Below are 19,071 nucleotides of genomic sequence, written 5' to 3'. Positions count from 1 at the left end.
GCACATCAGACAGACGTCAGCCCGGAGATGCGATGACCACCACCAGCACAGGCCGCCAATGGAACACCCGCAGGGAAGCCAAGGCGCGCCGCAAGCAGAACGCCGCCGCCATTGCCCAGGGCAAGCTGGTGCCGACCAGCGATATCGTGCCCTTCCTGGAGGCAGTGCTGCTTTCGGGCGACCGCGTGGTGCTGGAGGGCAACAACCAGAAGCAGGCCGACTTTCTGTCGCGCTCGCTGGCACAGGTCGATCCCGCGCGTGTGAATGCACTCCACATGATCATCCCGAGCGTCAGCCGGGTGGAACACCTGGACCTGTTCGAGCGCGGCATCGCGCGCAAGCTGGATTTCTCGTACGCCGGCGCGCAGAGCATCCGCATCTCGCAGTTCCTGGAGGACGGCCAGCTCGAAGTGGGCGCGATCCACACCTATATCGAGCTTTATGCGCGGCTGTACGTGGACCTGGTCCCCAACGTCGTGCTGATCGCCGGCTACAAGGCCGACCGCGAGGGCAATCTCTACACCGGCCCCAGCACCGAGGACACGCCGGCACTGGTAGAGGCCGCGGCCTTCCGCGACGGGCTGGTCATTGCGCAAGTCAACGAGATCGTCGACGACCCCACCGGCCTGCCGCGCGTGGACGTGCCCGGCTCCTGGATCGACTACGTGGTGCAGGCGGACAAGCCTTTCTTCTGCGAACCGCTGTTTACGCGCGACCCGCGCCTGATCAAGCCGGTCCACGTGCTGATGGCGATGATGGCGATCCGCGGCATCTACGAGCGCCACCAGGTGCAGTCGCTCAACCATGGCATCGGCTTCAACACCGCGGCGATCGAGCTGATCCTGCCGACCTACGGCGAGTCGCTGGGTCTGAAGGGCAAGATCTGCAAGTATTGGACCCTCAACCCGCATCCGACGCTGATCCCCGCCATCGAGACCGGCTGGGTCGAGAGCGTGCACAGCTTTGGCAGCGAACTGGGCATGGAGGGCTATGTCGCCGCGCGGCCGGATGTCTTCTTTACCGGTGCGGATGGTTCGATGCGTTCGAACCGCGCGTTCTGCCAGCTTGCCGGCCAGTACGCGGTGGACCTCTTCATCGGATCGACCCTGCAGATCGACGGCGACGGCCACTCGTCCACAGTGACGCGCGGGCGGCTTTCCGGCTTTGGCGGCGCGCCCAACATGGGGCACCAGCCTGGCGGGCGCCGGCATCCGACGCCGGCATGGCTGGATCTGATCGAGACGGACGACCCGCTCGCGCGCGGCCGCAAGCTGGTGGTGCAGATGGTTGAGACCTTCCAGGCGGGTGGCAAGCCCACCTTCGTGGAATCGATGGACGCGGTCGACGTCGCGCGCGAAAGCGGCATGCCGCTGGCGCCGGTGATGATCTACGGCGACGACGTCACGCACGTGCTGACCGAGGAAGGCATCGCCTACCTGTACAAGGCGCAATCGCTGGAAGAGCGGCGCCGGATGATCGCCGCGGTGGCAGGCGTCACGCCGATCGGCATGAAGCATGATCCTGCCACCACGCGCCGGATGCGAAGCGACGGCCTGATCGCGCTGCCCGAAGACCTGGGTGTGCAGCGCAGCCAGGCCACGCGCAGCCTGCTGGCGGCCAAGAGCATGGCCGAACTGGTGGACTGGTCCGGCGGGCTGTACGCGCCGCCCGCCCGCTTCCGGAGCTGGTAATGGCGAGCGCAGCAGCAAGGATCCTGCACACGCCGGCGCAGCACCGGCACCAGCCGGCGGCCGTTCCGCGCGCCCAGGCACTCGCTGGCCTGGCGGTCAGCGCGATCGTGGAAGAAGCACGGCTGTCGCCCAAGCCTGGCCTGGTCGACAGCCGTGGCAGCGGCGCGCATGCCGACCTGACATTGCCGCTGATGCTGCGCTCAGCGCACTCGCTGGGCCCGTCGTTCGCGGCCATGGCCGATGCCGGCCTGCAGGCGCCGCGCGTCGGGTATGGGCTGCGCGAGCAACTGGGCGCGCTCGGCCGCGAGGCAGAGGCGGTGATGCTGTCCGCCACCGGCGGTGTCAATACGCATCGCGGCGCCATCTGGTGCATCGGCTTGCTGGTCGGCGCCGCAGGACAGCTCGGCGCCGCCGGGCAGCCCGCCAATGCCGCGGCGATCAGTGCCACGGCGGGTGCCATCGCCGCGCTGCCCGACCGCCACCGGCCGGTGGTTACCGGCAACAAGGGCGAGCTCGCCTGCCTGGCGTACGGCGTTGGCGGTGCGCGGGCGCAGGCACGGGCAGGGTTCCCGCACGTGATGCGGCTGGCGCTGCCGGCCCTGCAACGCAGCCGCGCGCGCGGCGACACCGAATCCACGGCACGTCTCAATGCGCTGCTGGCGTTGATGAGCGAGCTGGACGATACCTGTGTGCTGGCGAGGTCGGGGCGCAAGGGCCTGGACTACATGCAGACCGGCGCAAAGGCGGTGCTCGCCGCCGGTGGCGCGGGCACGGTGGTGGGACGGCGGCACCTGCGCAGCCTGGACGCCGGCATGCTGGCGCAGCGCGCCTCGCCGGGCGGCGCTGCGGACTTGCTGGCCGCGACGATCTTCCTCGACCGGCTGTCGCAGGGCTCGATGGGCAACAATTCAGGGGACTTTGATGGAACAACTGCGATTTGAATTTCCGGCGGGGCAGCCTGCCAGGGCGCGCGTGCTGGTGGGCGTGGTGGGGTCGGGCGACCTCGAGGTGCTGGTCGAGCCCGGCAGCGGCGGCGTGACCACGGTTGAGATCACCACTTCGGTCAATGGCTATGGCCGTGTCTGGGATGCGCAGCTCGCGCGCGTCTTCGCCGCCGAGCCGCGCGCGTCGATGCAGATCCGCATCCACGATTTCGGCGCCACGCCGGGCGTGGTCGGCATGCGCCTGGCGGAGGCTTTCGAGGCGCTGGGCGACCCCCAACAAGGAGAGGGCGCATGAACACGGCGGAACTGCTGGCGCGCAACAGCTTTATCGAACTGGGGGCACGCGAGCGCGCTCGTGCGTTGCTGGACCCGGGCACCTTCCGCGAATTGGCGGGGCCGTTCGACGGCCTGCAGTCGCCGTGGCTGCCGCCGCAGGGTGTGGTGCCGCAGAGCGATGACGGCGTGGTGGTCGCCAAGGGGCGCATCGACGGGATGCCGGTGGTGGTGCTGGCCATCGAAGGCGCCTTCCAGGGCGGCAGCATGGGCGAAGTCGGCGGCGCCAAGATTGCCGGTGCACTGGAGCTGGCCGCCGAGGACAACCGCCGCGGTGAACCGACGCGCGCAGTGCTGCTGCTGGAGACCGGCGGCGTGCGCCTGCAGGAAGCCAATCTCGGCCTGGCCGCGATTGCCGAGATCCATGCGGCCATCGTCGACCTGCGCCGCTACCAGCCGGTGGTCGGCGTGATCGCGGGGCAGGTGGGCTGCTTCGGCGGCATGTCGATTACCGCGGGCCTGTGTACCGCGCTGGTGATGACGCAGGAAGGGCGCCTTGGCCTGAACGGTCCGGCCGTGATCGAGCAGGAGGCGGGCATCGCCGAGTACGACTCGCGTGACCGGCCCTTTATCTGGAGCTTCACCGGCGGCACGCAGCGCGTTGCCACCGGCTTCGCCGATGCGTATGTCGATGACGACTGCGACGCGACGCGCAGGCAGGTCGCCGAACTGTTGCGCGGCCCGGTCGCGGGAAGCCATCGCAGTGAACAATACGCCCAATACCTGGCCGCGCTGCAGGCGTACGACGCCAGTGCGCAGCCCACGCCGGCCGATGTGCAGGCGTTGTTGCAACGGGGGACCGACGCATGAACTCACCAACCCAAACCGCTACCGCGCGCGAACCCAGCCGCGGTGAACGCTGGCTGCAGGCACTGGCGCCCGCGGCACGGATCCAGCCGGGGCTGCCGGACTCAGTGCTGGTTGCCGACGGCGAACTGGCGGGGACCGCGGTTCGCTGGATCGCGCTGGTGCCTGACGCCGACAGCCGCTTCCCGCGGGCACGTCATGGCGAGGCCGGTCTGCTCGAAGGCTGGTCGCTGGCGCGCGCGGTGCGCGAAGCGATCGAAGCAGACCGCGAATTGCCGGTCAAGCGCGCCATCGTGGCGATCGTCGATACGCCCAGCCAGGCCTACGGCCGGCGCGAAGAAGCGCTCGGCATCCACCAGGCGCTGGCCGGCGCTGTCGCTGCCTATGCCGAGGCGCGGCTGGCCGGCCATCCGGTGGTGGCGCTGATCGTCGGGCGTGCCATGTCGGGAGCCTTCCTCGCGCACGGCTACCAGGCCAACCGCATCATCGCGCTCAATGACGAGGGCGTGCTGGTGCATGCGATGGGCAAGGAGGCCGCCGCCAGGGTCACCATGCGCACAGTCGAGGACCTCGAAGCGCTGGCGTCGACGGTTCCGCCGATGGCCTACGACATCGAAAACTTCGCCACGCTGGGCATCCTGTGGCGGCTGATCGACGTCGAGTCGGCAAGTGCCCCGGTGCCGGCCGATGTGCACCTGGCGCGCGACACCATCCTTTCTGCGCTGGCGGAGATCCGACGCGACCCGGCGCACGGACTGTCCGGCCGGCTGGCGGGCGCAAACCGCAAGGCGTCGGCTGCAGTGCGTGACTGCCTGTCGCGGCAATGGCAAGCCTGAACACGGCGACCCCCGCGCCACACGACCTGGTCTGGCTGGGCGATCCGGCAAGCGACCTGGGCCGCGACGCCTTGCCGGAATGGGTCTGCCTGCCAGCGCTGCGCGAGACCCCGCTGGTCGTCCGGCGCGACGGCCGCCGGCCTGGCGCAGTCCCCGTCGGGCTGCGCGGCCGCACGCGCGCGGAACGCTTCGGCACCTGGATCACGCCCGCGGCGATCCGCAAGATTGTCACGCCGATGGACCTGGCCGCGCAGCGTGCATGGCGGCGGCGGCCGGAGCTGGCGGCCCTGCCAGCAATCCTCGCGCTCGAGGCCATCGCCGACTGGCTCGACGCCGCCGGTATCCGGTGGGGCGTGACGGGCAGCGCCGGCTTCTCGCTCGCCTGTCCGCACAACGTGCTGCGTGCCGACAGCGACCTTGACCTCGTCGTGCAGGCCGCACAACCCCTCCCGGCCCCGCATCTGGACCTGCTGGCCGAGCTGCAGCGCGCCGCGCCGGCCAGGCTCGATATACAGGTCGCGACCCCGTTTGGTGGCTTCTCGCTGCTGGAACGCCTGCGCAGCGGCGGCAAGGTGCTGCTGAAGACGGATCACGGCCCGCGGCTGTGCGACGATCCCTGGCAACCCACGGCATGAATGTCCTGCTTACCTTCCCCGGCCAGGGCACACAGCGGACCGGCATGCTGAAGGACCTGCCCGCGCATGCCGCGGTGGCAGCGGTGCTGGCCGAGGCGGAAGACGTGCTGCAAGTGCCGGCGGCGGAGATGGATACGCCGGCAAGCCTGCAGTCCACGGTATGGACCCAGCTTTGCCTGCTGACGGCGGGCGTGGCCATGGCGCGCTGCCTGGCCGCGCATGACGCCCGCGCCGACGCGGTGGCCGGTCTCTCCATCGGCGCCTATGCGGCGGCGGTGACCGCAGGTGTGCTGGACTTTGCCGATGCGTTGCGGCTGGTGCGTTTGCGCGGGGAGTTGATGGCGCAGGCCTTTCCGCATGGCTATGGCATGACGGCGATCCTCGGCCTGGACCGGAACCGGCTTGAACCGCTGGTGGCGCAGGTCTGCACGCCGCAGCAACCGGTGTACCTGGCCAATTTCAACGCCCCCACGCAGATTGTGATCGCGGGCAAGCTGTCGGCGCTGGCGGAAGTGTCGACGCTGGCGCTGGCGGCTGGTGCGCAGGCGGCCAGGCCGGTCGCCATCCACGTGCCGTCGCACTGTCCGCTGCTGGCTGACGCCGCGCGCTCCCTGGGCGAAGCCATGCAGGGGGTGGCGATTTCGGCGCCTGCGCTGCGCTACTTCAGTGCGAGCAAGGCGCGCGAACTGCGCGATCCACGCAGAATCGCGGAGGATCTCGCGCAGAACATGGCGACGCCAGTGCGCTGGCATGAAACCATGTTGCTGGCCCACGCCAATGGCGCCAGGCTGGTGGTGGAGGCACCGCCGGGCGATGTGCTGACACGGCTGGCGCAGCCGGTGTTTGCGGACGGCATGGCGCTGGCCTGTGACAGAACCCGGCTGGATTCGATCGTGGCAATCATGCGGCGCTGATTTTGCATCCGGCCGGCTACCCGACGCCGCACTACCGCACCGGGACACGCCGCGCCCTTCAACGCCCAAACCGTCCGACAAAGCTCTGTGCCTCCAGGGCATGCCCCTTGAGCGCAGCCATCAGTTCCTCGCGCGTCATGCCCGCAGGCAGGTTCGGCGCCAGATCCGTCGCGATGACCGTGACGACGTAGTGGTGGGGCGCCTCGCCGGTTGGCGCGCAGGGGCCGCGGTACGTTGCCTCGCCACGCACGTTCTTGCCGACCGTGATGCCTGGCCCGTCCGCCTTGCCTTCGCCTTCCTTCAGCTGGCCGCGATTTGCGGCAATGTTGTAGGCGACCCAATGCGAGACCCCGAGACCGGCGACGCCGTCCATGTCATACATCAGGATGGCGACAGACTTCGCGCCCGCGGGAAGCTTCGTCCACGAGACCTGCGGCGACACGCCCTTGCCACCGCAGGGCTTCTGGTCGCCGCCAACGCCATCATGCGCATACTGCGAGCCGATCGTGGCTCCCTCGGCGTACGAGGTGGACGACACCTGCATGCCGGCGGCGTGTGCGGTGCCGATGCACAGGCACATCAACGCCCCGGCCACCGGAGCGGAAACTGCGCTAGCGATCTTCATTCGAATTCTCCAGATAGGTAAGCAGCGGACCAGGAAAGGGAAGGCCCCGCTAACCGGAACCGACCTGCTGGCGCAGCACCTGTCTACGTGCCATCAGGTAGGTCAGGTTTCCTGACAGGAAAGCCGCCAGCAACAGGGCACCGGCACTCCAGGCCACGGCTGGCAGCCATGGCAGCAGGCTTGCCAGCACGGCGGTCTTGCTGGCGCCCGATGACACCAGGGCAATGCGCATGAACGCGGCAACCGCCAGGGCGGCAAATACGAGCCCGGTGTACATCCCTTCGCGGCCGACTTGACCGGCGTCGAGCGCCGCATTGGCCGTCGCGGCGAACATGATTCCCCACAGGCCGCCGGCAAGACATTGCACGGCGAGGATGGTCCGGAGCGAGCCCGCCACGGTGAAGCCGAACAACGACAGCGCGCCAAGGGCCGCGGCGGTCACCAGCAGCGTATAGGGCGGATAGCGCCGCAGCAACGATGTCGCGGGCAGCAGCGCGCCCAGCGCGAAGCCAATCCAGAACACCGGCGTCACGCGCTCCAGCCCGGCAGCCGTGACAAAGCGCAGGTAGGCCGGCGCGGAGTTGACGGTGGTGTGGATCTGGAAGCCGAGCGCAAGCACCCAGACTGCGGCAAAGAGCAGCCAGACGCGCCTGAGCGCAACGCCGGCTGCCGGCGCGGGCACGGCGTCGGCATCGTGGCGCGCCGGGCCGGATTCCATCCATCGCAGCGCGGCCACGGCCACCACCAGCCCCGCGCTGGCGGCCAGGAACGGCAGCATGGGCGACGCATCGCGCAGCCGGGCGGTCAGCAGCGGCGCCACGGCTCCGGCAAGGCCGACGCCGAGCAGCGAGCATCCCACCAGGAACGACGACGCGGTCGCGGGCAGCCGCCGGGCAATGATCACCATGGGCGGCGCGCGCAATGCCGAAGAGGTGGCCGCCCACAGCGCGGTCAGGCCCAGCAGCAGCACCGGTGAAGTTACCCGGGGCAGCAGCACGAACGCCATCGCGGAGATGACGGACAGCCCCAGCACCCAGCCTCCCAGCCTGCGCATTGCGTTGGCGACACGGTCGGCCGCGATGCCCAACGTGAAGTCCATCGCGACAAAGATCAACTGGTCCATCAGCAGGATCAAGGCGACGTGCGCGCGCGCGATGCCGGCCTGCGCGGCCAGCTGCGGCAGGAAGGCCACATAGAGGGTCCATGTCACCGCCAACAGGAACTGCACAGAGCAGAAGACCAACGCGCGCATGCCGCCCTCCCGCCGGGATTGACCAACAGCCGATTCCTGTGCCCGACGGCAGGATCGCCGCGCGGAGCCTCCCATAGCAAGGATAGGCCAGCGCCTTGCCATGGGAGTGGCGGGTTGTGCAGGTGCGATTGGGCCTCGCGAGTCGCTTGCGGCCCAACAGTCCTCGGGAAGTGCCGGGCCGGTGCCAACACCGGACCAATAGCGCCGCACCGGCGCCGCGCTCAACCGCCGCTCGCGCAGCCAATGCCGGGGCGTAATGTCATAAACGGGCGGTAGGCTGCACTTTTGGCATGGCCTGGCCAGGAACTTGCTTGGTCAATGCGTAGGATCGCAAGGCGACAACCATCCGTTGGGAGGATCTATGCAGCACGCACGCATCACCGCGCACAGGGGGATTCTGGTCGTCGAGCTGTTACCTGACCAGGAAAACGGCGAGACCACCTCGACCAACAAGCTCCGCAACCTGGCCACGGTCATTCATGACACAGGGCGGCACCTGGGGGTTTCAGAGGAAGCCCTGGCGCTGCTGAAGATGGTGAAGCGCGGCCTTGACGCCATCGGCGACTTCGCGTGGTTCCGGAGTGACGACGGGAGAGATCATTTTGCGTGGCTGGGCGGCCCGAAGCGGCTGGTGAATCCCGCCGCAGTGGCGGCTGCCCGGAGCTACGCGATACTCGCGCACCGCGTCATACCGAACGAGGTGCCAGAGGGCGCCAGGAAGGCCATCGAAGCCAATTTTTGAACGCGCGGCATCGCGCTCCGGGTCGGGCCGATCTTCCGAATGATCCGCGCAGCTAGAGCGTGGAGAGTGTGGAGCGATACCTTTCCCAGAGCTCTTGCAGGATGGATTCCGAAGGCGGTGTGATTTCAAAACCGGCGACGTTTCCGAAGACACCGAGAATGCGAGCCCGGAACGAAGCCATATCCGTCGTCGCCTTCGGTGAGAGCTGCGCGATATCGATAATCGTATGCAGTTGCTCGCCCGAGAGTTCGGCGATAGCGGACCACAAGCTATCAGGCTTGGCGCTGGGCTGGGAGGGCATCTTTCGTATCGGCGCCAGGCAGCGCTTGCTATCGGCTTGCCGGGCCATAGCTACGCTGGTACGACGACGAGAACGTGGCCAGCGCGCGCAGCGCCGCTGCCGGGTCGTGCCCGGGCTTGAGCGCAAAGCTGTTGAAACCGCAACGCGCCAGGTAGTGCACGGTGTCGATCATCACGTCACCCACGGCGCGCAGCTCTCCGGTCCAGCCTAGCTGGTGACGGAGCAGCTGTGCGATCGAATAGCCACGACCATCCGTGTAGACCGGGAAATCGATGGCAATGATCGCGATGCCTGTCGGGTCAACGGTCGTGGCACCAGGTTCCAGCAGGGTCTGAGGCTCCGCGTCCGGCGACAGGTAGACCGCGAGCGGATACTGTCGCAGCCGATATCGCTGGCGGTGGGCGATCCAGTTCTCCAGTGTCACCAGGTAGCCGGGCGCGTCGGGCGGGCAGGTGTTGTCGGCGTCTTGCGCATCCCAGATGTGAGCGAGCCAGTCATCCGCGATCAGTCGTCCGTCACGGATGACGTTGTGCCGGTCCTGCCCGGCGCAATGGTCATGGTCAGGCATTTACTGCCTCCTGGCGAGCTCGCCGCGCGCCGCTGTCAGGGTCCGGGTACACCGCGCGCTGGAAGGGTTCGATGCCGATACGGCCAACCACGTCGACAAAGCGTTCGGCTTCGCTGTCCCGATGCAGCAAATAGGTCTCGATCAGCCTCTCCACCATATCCGGAACCTGCTCCTGGGCAAAGGACGGCCCAATGATGCGGCCGATGGCTGCGCCGCTGGCCGCCACGCCATCCGGGCGGCGTTGGCCGTCGCCGCCGTTCTGCCGGCCGCCGATGGTGATCTGGTACCAGGCCTCGCCGGCCTTGTCGACGCCGAGGATGCCGATGTGGCCGATATGGTGGTGGCCGCAGGAGTTGATGCAGCCGGAGATGTTCAGGTCCAGCTCGCCGATGTCGTGTACATGGTCGAGGTCGTCGAAGCGCTCCTGGATCGCCTGTGCCAGAGGGATCGAGACCGCATTGGCCAGCGAGCAGAAGTCGCCCCCGGGGCAGGCGATGATGTTGGTAATCAGGCCCACGTTCGGCGTGGCCAGCCCGGCAGCGTCCAGCGCTTGCCACAAGGCGTGCAGGCCGCTGCGGCGGACATCGGCAAGGATCAGGTTCTGCTCATGCGACACGCGCAGTTCGCCGAAGCCGTGGCGCTCGGCCAGGTCAGCCATGATTTCCATCTGCTCCGCAGTGATGTCGCCGGGCGCCTGGCCCGCGGCTTTCAGCGATGCCGTGACGGCTGCGTAGCCAGGCACCCGGTGCCGATGCACATTGCTTTTCAGCCAGAGGCGGAAGGCACGGTCAGTCTTGGCCAGTTCGGCTGACTCGTCCGGCTCGTCGGCGGCCGCGGGCTCATACGGCGGGATCGTGAAGCGCTCGGCAATGGATGCGACAAAGCCTTCAGACACGGTGTCCGGGCCCCCGCGAATGCGTTGCCACTGCTCATCCACCTGCGCCCGGAACACTTCCGGGGTCAGGTCCTTCACCAGGATCTTGATGCGCGCCTTGTACTTGTTGTCGCGGCGGCCGTGCAGGTTGTAGACGCGCAGCGTGGCCTGCAGGTAGGTCAGCAGGTCCTGCCAGGGGACGAAGGGGTTGATCAGCTTGCCGACCATCGGCGTTCGGCCCATGCCGCCACCGACCCAGACCTTGAAGCCGGCCTGGCCGTCCTGTTCAACGGCCTGCAGCCCGATGTCATGGACGCCAACCGCGGCCCGGTCCGTCTGCGCGCCACTGATGGCAATCTTGAACTTGCGCGGCAGGAAGGCGAACTCCGGATGCAGCATCGACCATTGCCTGACGATCTCGCACCACACCAGCGGGTTCACCAGTTCGTCGGGCGCAATGCCGGCAAAGTGGTCGGTGGTGGTATTGCGGATGCAGTTGCCGCTGGTCTGGATCGCGTGCATCTGCACCGTGGCCAGCTCCGCGAGAATGGCAGGCGCATCCTCGAGCCGCGGCCAGTTGAACTGCAGGTTCTGCCGCGTGCTGAAGTGCCCGTAGCCGCGGTCCCAGCGGCGCGCGATCTCCGCAAGCTTGCGCAACTGCCGCGACGCCAGCATGCCGTAGGGAATCGCCACGCGCAGCATGGGTGCATGGCGCTGGATATAGAGGCCGTTCTGCAGCCGCAGCACGCGGAACTCATCCTCGGTGAGCTGGCCGCTCAGGAAGCGGCGGGTTTGGTCGGCGAACTGCACGACGCGTTCGTCGACGAGCTTCTGGTCAATGGCGTCATAGATATACATGGTGGAAAGCCTCCTTGCGCGCGAGCGCTAGTCTTTTGCACGTGCCCGTTCGATGGACATGTCGGTCGGCATCATGTTGATATCGGCGTTGTGCATCACCCACAGCGAGCCGGCCACGACGATGACGATCAGGAAGCCGGTACAGGCAAAGATGGCGGTGTTGCCGCGCTGGCCGGGACCGGCGCCCAGATGCAGGAAGTACACCAGCTGCACCAGCAGTTGCGCGACACAAAGGCCCACGACCAGCGCGATCGCGGCCTGCGTTGGCAGGGATCCGGTCATCACTGCCGCAAACGATGCCATCGTCAGCGCGACCGACAGCAGCAGTCCGATGGTGTAGCTGCGCACGCTGCCGTGCGCGGCCGTCTGGTCCGCATGCACCGAATGAAGGTGGGACGATTTCATGCGAACTCCCGCAGATAGACGAAGGTGAAGACACAGATCCAGACCAGGTCCAGGAAGTGCCAGAACAGGCTCAGGCAGGCCAGGCGGCGGCGCACGATATCGTCCAGCCCGAAATGCCTGATCTGGTGGATCATCACCGCAAGCCACAGCAGGCCAGACGTGACATGCAGCCCGTGCGTGCCGACCAGCGTGAAGAAGGCCGACAGGTAGGCGCTGACGCCGGGGCCCGCACCCTCATGCAACAGGTGCGCGAACTCATAGACCTCCATGGCGATGAACAGTGCGCCGAGCGCGAAGGTCACCGCCAGCCAGCGGATCATCCGCGGCGCGTCGTCGGCGCCCTGCCTGAGCATGGCCAGGCCGAAGGTATAACTGCTCAGCAGCAGCACCATGGTTTCGGCGAACACGAACGGCAGCTCGAACAGTTGCCGCCCGCCGGGGCCGCCGGCCGTGTTTCCGGACAGCACGCCGAAGGTGGCGAACAACACCGCGAAGATCAGGCAGTCGCTCATCAGGTAGAGCCAGAACCCCAGCGGAGTGTGCGCGCCGGCTTCGTGATGGTGGTGCGCCGCGTCGTGGGCCGCCTCGTGCCCGGGATGGTGCAGGGTAGGGGAGAGAGTCGGAGTCATGGTCAGGCAGCTTCCTGCAGTTGTGCATAGCGCGCGCGCTCGATCCGCTCGACTTCGGCGGCTGGCACGTAATAGTCGACGTCGCGGTCATAGCTGCGCACGATGAAGGTGGCGATGGCGCCGACCAGGCCGACGGCGGCCACCAGCCACATGTGCCAGACCAGCGCGAAGCAACACAGCAGCCCGAACGCCGACACGATGAAGCCTGCCGAGGTGTTGCGGGGCATGTGGATGTCTTCGTAGCGGGCCGGCTGGCGCCATGCGCGCCCGGCTTCCTTGTCGTCCCAGTGCTGTTCCAGCGAGGTGATATGCGGCACGTGCGCGAAGTTGTAGAACGGCGCGGGCGAGGCGGTCGACCATTCCAGGCTGCGGCCATCCCACGGGTCGCCGGTCAGGTCCTGGTTCTGCTTGCGGTCGCGGATACTGACCGCGAACTGCACGATCATCGCCAGGATGCCAGCGCCGATGACGAAGGCACCCACCAGCGCCACCACCAGGTAGGGATGCCAGTCGACGTTGGCATAGTGGTTCATCCGGCGGGTCATGCCCTTGAAGCCGAGCACGTAGAGCGGCATGAAGGCCAGGAAGAAGCCGGTCAGCCAGCACCAGAACGACACCTTGCCCCAGAACTCGTTCAGCTTGAAGCCGAACACCTTCGGGAACCAGAAGGTGATCGCGGCCAGGCAACCGAACAGCACGCCGCCGATGATCACGTTATGGAAGTGCGCGACCAGGAACAGGCTGTTGTGCAGCACGAAGTCGGCGCCGGGAATGGCGAGCAGCACGCCGGTCATGCCGCCGACCGCGAACGTCACCATAAAGCCGATGGTCCACATGGTCGAGGTATGGAAGCGGATCCGGCCCCGGTACATGGTGAACAGCCAGTTGAACAGCTTGACGCCAGTGGGGATCGAGATGATCGAGGTCATGATGCCGAAGAAGGCATTGACGTTCGCCCCGGAGCCCATGGTGAAGAAGTGGTGCAGCCAGACGAAGAACGACAGCACGCCGATCGAGGAGGTGGCGTACACCATCGACTTGTAGCCGAACAGTGGCTTGCGCGAGAACGTGGCGATGATCTCGGAGAAGGCGCCGAACGCCGGCAGGATCAGCACGTAGACCTCCGGGTGGCCCCAGATCCAGATCAGGTTCACGTACATCATGGCGTTGCCGCCCAGCTCGTTGGTGAAGAAATGCATGCCGAGGTAGCGGTCGGCGGTGAGCAGGGCGAGCGTGGCGGTCAGTACCGGGAAGATCGCCACGATCAGGATGTTGGTGATCAGGGCGGTCCAGGTGAAGACCGGCATCTTCATCAGGTTCAGGCCCGGCGCGCGCATGCGCAAGATCGTGACGATGAAGTTGATGCCCGTCAGCGTGGTGCCAAGCCCGGATATCTGCAGTGACCAGATGTAGTAGTCAACGCCTGGCGTGGGGCTGTAGCCCAGCTCGGACAACGGCGGGTAGGCGACCCAGCCGGTGGCGGCGAAGTCGCCGACGAACATCGACATCATCACCAGCACCGCGCCCATTGCCGACATCCAGAAGCTCAGCGAATTAACGAACGGGAAGGCAACGTCGCGCGCGCCGATCTGCAGCGGCACGATCACGTTCATCAGGCCGAGCACCAGCGGCGTCGCGACAAAGAAGATCATGATCACGCCGTGCGCCGTGAAGATCTGGTCGTAGTGGTGCGGCGGCAGGTAGCCCGCGGCATCGCCATAGGCGATCGCCTGCTGGGCGCGCATCATGATGGCATCGGCAAAGCCGCGCAGCAGCATCACCAGCGCCAGGATGATGTACATCACGCCGACCTTCTTGTGGTCGACCGAGCAGATCCAGTCGTTCCAGAGGGTCTTCCACTTGCCGTAGTACGTGATGGCGCCCATCAGTGCGATGCCCAGCACGATCACGACGGCCAGCGTCCCCATGATGATCGGCTCATGGAGAGGGATGGCGTCCAGGTTGAGTTTTCCAAGCATTCTTATTGCTCCATGCGGCCAGCGGGCGCCGGCGGGACGCGCTGGAAGGCCTGCAGAGATTCCGGGGTGTCCGCGCGGCAGATCTGGCCGTTTGCCAGCATGTATTTGTCGACGACCTGGTCGAACAGCTTCGGCGCGACGGCGGCGTACAGCGTCACGGGGTCCTTGCTGCTGGGCAGTTCAAGCGTGCGGTAGGTCTTGAGGTCGAGCGCCTGCGACGAAGCGCGGGCAGCCTGGATCCAGGCATCGAACTCCTCGCGCGAGGTGGCCAGGGTCTTGAAATGCATGTCCGAGAAGCCGGGGCCGCTGTAGGCGGCGGACTGGCCGAGATAGACGCCGGGGGTGTCGGCGATCAGGTGCAGGCGCGTCTGCATGCCCGCCATGGCGTAGACCATGCTGCCGAGCTGCGGGATGAAGAACGAGTTCATCATCGATTCCGCGGTCAGCCGGAAATTGACCGGCGTGCCGACCGGGATCGCAAGCTGGTTCAGCGACGCGACGCCGTATTCCGGATAAATGAACAGCCATTTCCAGTTCAGCGCGATTACATCGACCTGGATCGGCTTGACCTGCGATTCCAGGGGCCGATAGGGATCGAGCTTGTGCGTCGAGTCCCAGATCAGCACAGCCAGGCAGGCCACGATCACGCAGGGGATGCCCCAGACCACGACCTCGATCTTGGTGGAGTGCGCCCATTTGGGGGCATAGGGGGCGCTCGTATTGGTTTCGCGGTAGCGCCAGGCGAACCACAGCGTCAGGACGATCACGGGGATGACGACCATCAGCATGACGAACAGGGAGATCAGGATCAGTGACTTTTCCTGTTCCCCAATGCTGCCCTTGGGGTTGAGCAGTTCGAGGTTGCAGCCGCTCAGCAGGGCGCTCAGGCAGGCGCACAGCAACAGGGTGGGAAGACGGCGCTTCGAGCCGGGGGATGGGCGGGGGAGCGGGCCTTGTCGATTCTTGTCTGCCGGCCCGGCAATAGGTTTGAGCATTTCGGACACCTTGGTTACGGATCACCGAAGGCTCCCGGCCACGCGCTCCGATTCAAGTGCTGGCTCAGCCCCGCGCGGGCGTGGTTTGTATGGATTCCCTCGGTGATGTCTGGCATGCTAATGCAAGACAAAACCCATACATCGAAGAAATATACGGGATGAAATCCATGCAAGGAAGCGATGTCAGTGCTAAATGGGATCTTGAGATCACAATCGGTGGCGGTGCCCGCTACTTGCAGATCGTGGACTTTATCGAGCGGGCGATCGGCGAAGGCCGGCTGGTAACCGGCGATCGCGTGCCGCCACAGCGCAGCCTGGCCAAGACCCTCCGCGTGGACCTGACCACCGTCACGCGTGCCTACAACGAGGCCAAGCGCCGCCATCTGATCGATGCCCGCGGGGCCCTCGGCACCTTCATTGCCGCGCCGCGGGCGGAGCTGGCGCGGGTGATCGACATGAGCATGAACGTGCCGCCGCCACCGGCGGGGCTGGATTTCCAGGACCTGTTGCGGCGCGGCCTGTCGCAGGTGCTGCTGCATAGCGACCCGCACCTGCTGATGACCTACCAGCTCGGCGGCGGCAGTGCTGCCGACCGGTCGGCCGGAGCGCTCTGGCTCGCGCAGATATTCGGGCCCATCGCCACTGGGCGGCTGGTGGTATGCCCGGGCGCCCAGGCTGCGCTGGCCGCCGTGATCCTGGCCCGGACCCGGCCTGGCGATGCGATCGTGAGCGAGCCGCTGGCCTACCCCGGCATTCGCGCGGCCGCGGCACAACTCGGGCGGCGTGTGATCATCGCGCAGGTCGATGCCGACGGGATGCTCCCCGACGCCCTCGAAGCGGCCCGTGCCGACGGTGCAACGCTGGCCTACCTCAATCCGACAGCCCAGAATCCCACTACGCACACCATGCCGGCCTCACGCAGGGAGGCTATTGCCAGGGCCGCGGCGCACTGTGATGTCACCTTGCTGGAGGATGATCCCTACTGGCTGCTGACGCCGTCAGCGCCGCCGCCGCTGTCCAGCTTCGCTCCCGAGCGCACGTACTATGTCTCGACCCTGTCCAAGACGCTCAGTCCGGGGCTGCGGACCGCATATGTCATGCTGCCCGAGGGCAGGCGCGGCGACGATCTGCTGGCATCGCTGCGGGCTTTTGCCCTGATGGCGGCACCGATGACCGCCGCCCTGGCGACCCAATGGATCCACGATGGCTCGGCAATGCAGCTGCTCGACGGCATCAGGACCGAAGCGTTGGCCAGATGCGCGCTGGCAAGCCGATGGCTGAGCGGGATCGGCCAGCTCCCGCCCAGCGCCATCCACGCATGGCATCGCTTGCCCGAGCACTGGTCGGCGCAGCAGCTCACCAGGGCCGCGCTGGCGGAGGACCTGCGCGTGACGCCGTCCGACGCCTTCTGGGAGGGGCCCAACGCGCCGAATGCCATCCGCATCTCGCTCGGTGGCGTGGAGGACCGCGCGCAGTTATCGGCTGCGCTGCGCAGGCTGGCCGCATTGCTGGAACGCCGGCCGACGCCGGGTCTGGAAATGGTGGTGTGAATTGCGGCGTGCGTCGGCTTGCTAGTTGCCAGCATCGTCCGCAGGCGCAGACTGTTTTGTCGCAAACTCGCCCGCGGCTTCCAGCAGCCACTCGCGCAGCCGCTGCATCGCCTCGCTCATCGGCCGCGTATCCGGCGAGACCAGGTGATACGCGCTCGTGGAGCGCTGCGAATGGGCGACGGGCATGACCAGCTGGCGGTTTGCCAGGTATTCCCCCACGAGGAAGCGCGGCACCAGACCAACGCCCAGCCCGGTGCGTGCGGCGGCGATGACCATGGAGTGGTGGTCGAAGCGTGCACCGCGCATGGCGTTGACGTCGTCGATGCCGGCCGCTTCCATCCATTGCTTCCAGCCGAGAATGCGCGTGGCGAGGTGCAGCAGCGGGGACAGGGCGATGTCATGCGGGGTGATCCGCTTTTTGCCTTCGAAGAAGTCCGGATGGCAGACCGCGACCGATTCTTCGTCAAACATCCGGTCGGCACGCGCGCCGGGATAGACGGCCTCGCCAAAGTGAATCGCCGCGTCGTAGGGCGTGCCGTCGAACAGGAAGATGTCTGACTGCGCGCTGATATTGACGACGATCCCCGGATGGCGCGCATAAAAGGCCGGTAGCCGCGGTATCAGCCACTCGACCGCCAGCGTGGGCACGCAGGCCAGCTCGACGGTGCCGCCCGCGCCCTCGTGCGCCATCAGGTCGAGCGTGTCGCGCTGCAGCTTGCGCAGCAACTCCCGCACCTGCCCGCTGTAGAGCGTGCCGGCCGCCGTCAGCGTGATGCGCTGGTTGGCGCGGTGGAACAGCTGCACGCCCAGCAGCCCTTCCAGCGACGCAATCTGGCGCGACACCGCGCTCTCGGTGATAAACAGGTCCGCCGCCGCGCGGCGCAGGTTCAGGTGCAGCGCGGCTGCCTCGAAGGCGCGCAGGCTGGACAGGCTGGGGAGTCGTTGCCGCATCGGGGGGCTGAGTTGATGATTTTAGGTCATCATCCTATACGGAAATCTCGCTTGAAAGCTTGGAGTTGATGAGAAATCATTCGATCCTTGCGTTGCCGCCTCTTCTCGGCATCGTCATCGCGACAACCTCATAACGACAACCATCAGGTAGACAGGAGACTGCATGAAACACTTGTTCAGCGCGCTCGCCGCCGGCGCCCTTGCATTCGGCGCGACCATGCCCGGCATTGCCGGCGCGCTCGAGTTCCCGGCCAAGCCGGTGCGCATCATCGTGCCGTACCCGCCGGGCGGCACCACTGACATGGTGGCCCGGCTGATCGGTGAGCAACTTGCCACGCAATGGAAGCAGTCGGTGGTGGTCGACAACCGCCCCGGCGCGGGCGGCATCGTCGGCACCGGCACGGCGGCCAAGTCCACGGCGGACGGCTACACCTTGCTGATGGGCTCAGTGGGCGAGTTCGGCATCAACCCGGCGTTGTACAAGAAGCTGCCCTATGATGCCGACGCCGATTTCGCGCCGGTCGCGATGGTGGCGCGCGTACCCAACGTGGTGGTGCTCTCGCCGGCGTTTGCGGAACGCGCGCGCGTGCAGACGCTGCCCGAGTTCATCGCCTACCTGAAAGCCAATCCGAAGCGCGTCAACATGGCGTCGGCCGGAAACGGCACCTCCACGCACCTTGCGGGCGAGCTGTTCCAGCGCATGACCGGCACGGAGATGAGCCACGTCGCCTACAAGGGCAGCAGCCCGGCCATCGCCGACCTGATGGGCGGCAGCGTCGACGTGATGTTCGACAACCTGCCGGCGTCGCTGCCGTTTATCCGCTCGGGCAAGCTCAAGCCGCTGGCCGTGACCACGCCAGCGCGCTCGTCGGCGCTTCCGAATGTGCCGACGGTCGCCGCCGCGGGCCCCGTCCCCGGCTTCGATGCCAGCCCATGGTTCGGCCTGCTTGCGCCGCGCGGGGTGCCCGCCGCGGTGGCCCAGAAAATCAGCCAGGACCTGACGCGCGTGCTTAGCGAGCCAGGCGTGCAGGCAAAAATGCGCGAGCTGGGCGCGGAACCGGCGCCCAGCTCGCCGGAGGCGTTTGCCGACGTGTTGAAGAAGGACCGCCAGAAGTGGGGCGAGATCGTTCGCCTGTCCGGTGCTTCGGTGGACTGAAGCACGCCCATATCCAGCACGCTCTG

General features: G+C 66.9%; 20 protein-coding genes. 10 read left to right on the top strand and 10 right to left on the bottom strand.

All coding sequences use genetic code 11. The features are described 5' to 3' along the window. Positions 1-32: 32 nt before the first annotated feature. From mdcA to mdcH, 7 genes are read left to right on the top strand one after another with little or no spacing between them, the layout of a single operon-like run. Positions 33-1,691, top strand: coding sequence for a malonate decarboxylase subunit alpha (mdcA, locus tag AC3WL8_RS14380; protein WP_013956621.1), 1,659 nt, complete (start codon positions 33-35; stop codon positions 1,689-1,691). Beyond that, entirely contained in the window at positions 1,691-2,632 is a 942-nt protein-coding gene (locus AC3WL8_RS14375) for a triphosphoribosyl-dephospho-CoA synthase (protein ID WP_153954802.1), read from the top strand. The genes mdcA and AC3WL8_RS14375 overlap by 1 nt, the downstream gene beginning before the upstream one ends. Continuing rightward, positions 2,613-2,930 carry a malonate decarboxylase subunit delta gene (locus tag AC3WL8_RS14370; RefSeq protein ID WP_013956623.1) on the top strand — a complete coding sequence of 106 codons (318 nt, stop codon included), beginning with the start codon at positions 2,613-2,615 and terminating at the stop codon, positions 2,928-2,930. The genes AC3WL8_RS14375 and AC3WL8_RS14370 overlap by 20 nt, the downstream gene beginning before the upstream one ends. Continuing rightward, a complete protein-coding gene (locus AC3WL8_RS14365) occupies positions 2,927-3,778 on the top strand; it encodes a biotin-independent malonate decarboxylase subunit beta (RefSeq protein ID WP_492378367.1) in 852 nt (283 codons plus the stop codon). Before AC3WL8_RS14370 ends, AC3WL8_RS14365 begins: the two co-directional genes overlap by 4 nt. After that, entirely contained in the window at positions 3,775-4,611 is an 837-nt protein-coding gene (gene mdcE / locus AC3WL8_RS14360) for a biotin-independent malonate decarboxylase subunit gamma (protein WP_153954800.1), read from the top strand. The genes AC3WL8_RS14365 and mdcE overlap by 4 nt, the downstream gene beginning before the upstream one ends. Further along, on the top strand, positions 4,599-5,246 hold the full coding sequence (locus AC3WL8_RS14355) for a malonate decarboxylase holo-ACP synthase (protein ID WP_013956626.1): 648 nt from the start codon (positions 4,599-4,601) through the stop codon (positions 5,244-5,246). Before mdcE ends, AC3WL8_RS14355 begins: the two co-directional genes overlap by 13 nt. Continuing rightward, entirely contained in the window at positions 5,243-6,160 is a 918-nt protein-coding gene (mdcH, locus tag AC3WL8_RS14350; RefSeq protein ID WP_013956627.1) for a malonate decarboxylase subunit epsilon, read from the top strand. Before AC3WL8_RS14355 ends, mdcH begins: the two co-directional genes overlap by 4 nt. Positions 6,161-6,218: 58 nt before the next feature. On the opposite strand, the gene AC3WL8_RS14345 is transcribed toward mdcH, so the two are convergent. Together AC3WL8_RS14345 and AC3WL8_RS14340 are read right to left on the bottom strand one after the other, a co-directional pair. Then, on the bottom strand, positions 6,219-6,785 hold the full coding sequence (locus AC3WL8_RS14345; protein WP_013956628.1) for a YbhB/YbcL family Raf kinase inhibitor-like protein: 567 nt from the start codon (positions 6,783-6,785) through the stop codon (positions 6,219-6,221). A 49-nt stretch (positions 6,786-6,834) separates the two neighbouring features. Further along, positions 6,835-8,037, bottom strand: a complete 1,203-nt coding sequence (locus AC3WL8_RS14340; protein WP_153954799.1) for an MFS transporter — start codon at positions 8,035-8,037, stop codon at positions 6,835-6,837. A 361-nt stretch (positions 8,038-8,398) separates the two neighbouring features. Between AC3WL8_RS14340 and AC3WL8_RS14335 the strand changes: the two genes are divergently transcribed. Then, a complete protein-coding gene (locus tag AC3WL8_RS14335) occupies positions 8,399-8,779 on the top strand; it encodes a hypothetical protein (protein WP_013956630.1) in 381 nt (126 codons plus the stop codon). A gap of 52 nt (positions 8,780-8,831) precedes the next feature. Here AC3WL8_RS14335 and AC3WL8_RS14330 read toward each other — a convergent pair whose 3' ends face one another. Genes AC3WL8_RS14330 through cyoA form a run of 7 tightly spaced genes read right to left on the bottom strand, consistent with a single transcriptional unit; the run spans position 8,832 to position 15,388 of the window. Further along, positions 8,832-9,080 (bottom strand): hypothetical protein, encoded by a 249-nt coding sequence (locus tag AC3WL8_RS14330; protein WP_153954798.1) that lies wholly within the window; start codon positions 9,078-9,080, stop codon positions 8,832-8,834. Between the two features lie 28 nt (positions 9,081-9,108). Next, positions 9,109-9,648 (bottom strand): DUF934 domain-containing protein, encoded by a 540-nt coding sequence (locus AC3WL8_RS14325; RefSeq protein WP_153954797.1) that lies wholly within the window; start codon positions 9,646-9,648, stop codon positions 9,109-9,111. After that, complete coding sequence (locus AC3WL8_RS14320) at positions 9,641-11,380, bottom strand: nitrite/sulfite reductase (RefSeq protein ID WP_153954796.1); 1,740 nt, start codon at positions 11,378-11,380, stop codon at positions 9,641-9,643. The genes AC3WL8_RS14325 and AC3WL8_RS14320 overlap by 8 nt, the downstream gene beginning before the upstream one ends. A gap of 27 nt (positions 11,381-11,407) precedes the next feature. Continuing rightward, a complete protein-coding gene (cyoD, locus tag AC3WL8_RS14315) occupies positions 11,408-11,785 on the bottom strand; it encodes a cytochrome o ubiquinol oxidase subunit IV (RefSeq protein WP_492378366.1) in 378 nt (125 codons plus the stop codon). After that, positions 11,782-12,414, bottom strand: a complete 633-nt coding sequence (cyoC, locus tag AC3WL8_RS14310) for a cytochrome o ubiquinol oxidase subunit III (protein ID WP_013956634.1) — start codon at positions 12,412-12,414, stop codon at positions 11,782-11,784. The genes cyoD and cyoC overlap by 4 nt, the downstream gene beginning before the upstream one ends. Before the next feature lie 2 nt (positions 12,415-12,416). Continuing rightward, a complete protein-coding gene (gene cyoB / locus AC3WL8_RS14305) occupies positions 12,417-14,393 on the bottom strand; it encodes a cytochrome o ubiquinol oxidase subunit I (RefSeq protein WP_013956635.1) in 1,977 nt (658 codons plus the stop codon). Between the two features lie 2 nt (positions 14,394-14,395). Beyond that, positions 14,396-15,388, bottom strand: coding sequence for a ubiquinol oxidase subunit II (gene cyoA / locus AC3WL8_RS14300; protein WP_013956636.1), 993 nt, complete (start codon positions 15,386-15,388; stop codon positions 14,396-14,398). Positions 15,389-15,555: 167 nt separating this feature from the next. Here cyoA and AC3WL8_RS14295 point away from each other — a divergent pair, with 167 nt between their 5' ends. Continuing rightward, positions 15,556-16,938, top strand: a complete 1,383-nt coding sequence (locus tag AC3WL8_RS14295; RefSeq protein WP_013956637.1) for an aminotransferase-like domain-containing protein — start codon at positions 15,556-15,558, stop codon at positions 16,936-16,938. 21 nt (positions 16,939-16,959) lie between these two features. Here AC3WL8_RS14295 and AC3WL8_RS14290 read toward each other — a convergent pair whose 3' ends face one another. Continuing rightward, on the bottom strand, positions 16,960-17,889 hold the full coding sequence (locus tag AC3WL8_RS14290; RefSeq protein ID WP_153954795.1) for a LysR substrate-binding domain-containing protein: 930 nt from the start codon (positions 17,887-17,889) through the stop codon (positions 16,960-16,962). A gap of 163 nt (positions 17,890-18,052) precedes the next feature. Between AC3WL8_RS14290 and AC3WL8_RS14285 the strand changes: the two genes are divergently transcribed. Next, a complete protein-coding gene (locus AC3WL8_RS14285; protein ID WP_013956639.1) occupies positions 18,053-19,045 on the top strand; it encodes a tripartite tricarboxylate transporter substrate binding protein in 993 nt (330 codons plus the stop codon). The last annotated feature ends 26 nt before the right edge of the window (positions 19,046-19,071 follow it).

Source organism: Cupriavidus sp. FW305-F7 (genome assembly GCF_058782875.1).
This window is presented reverse-complemented; position numbering and strand designations above follow the sequence as displayed.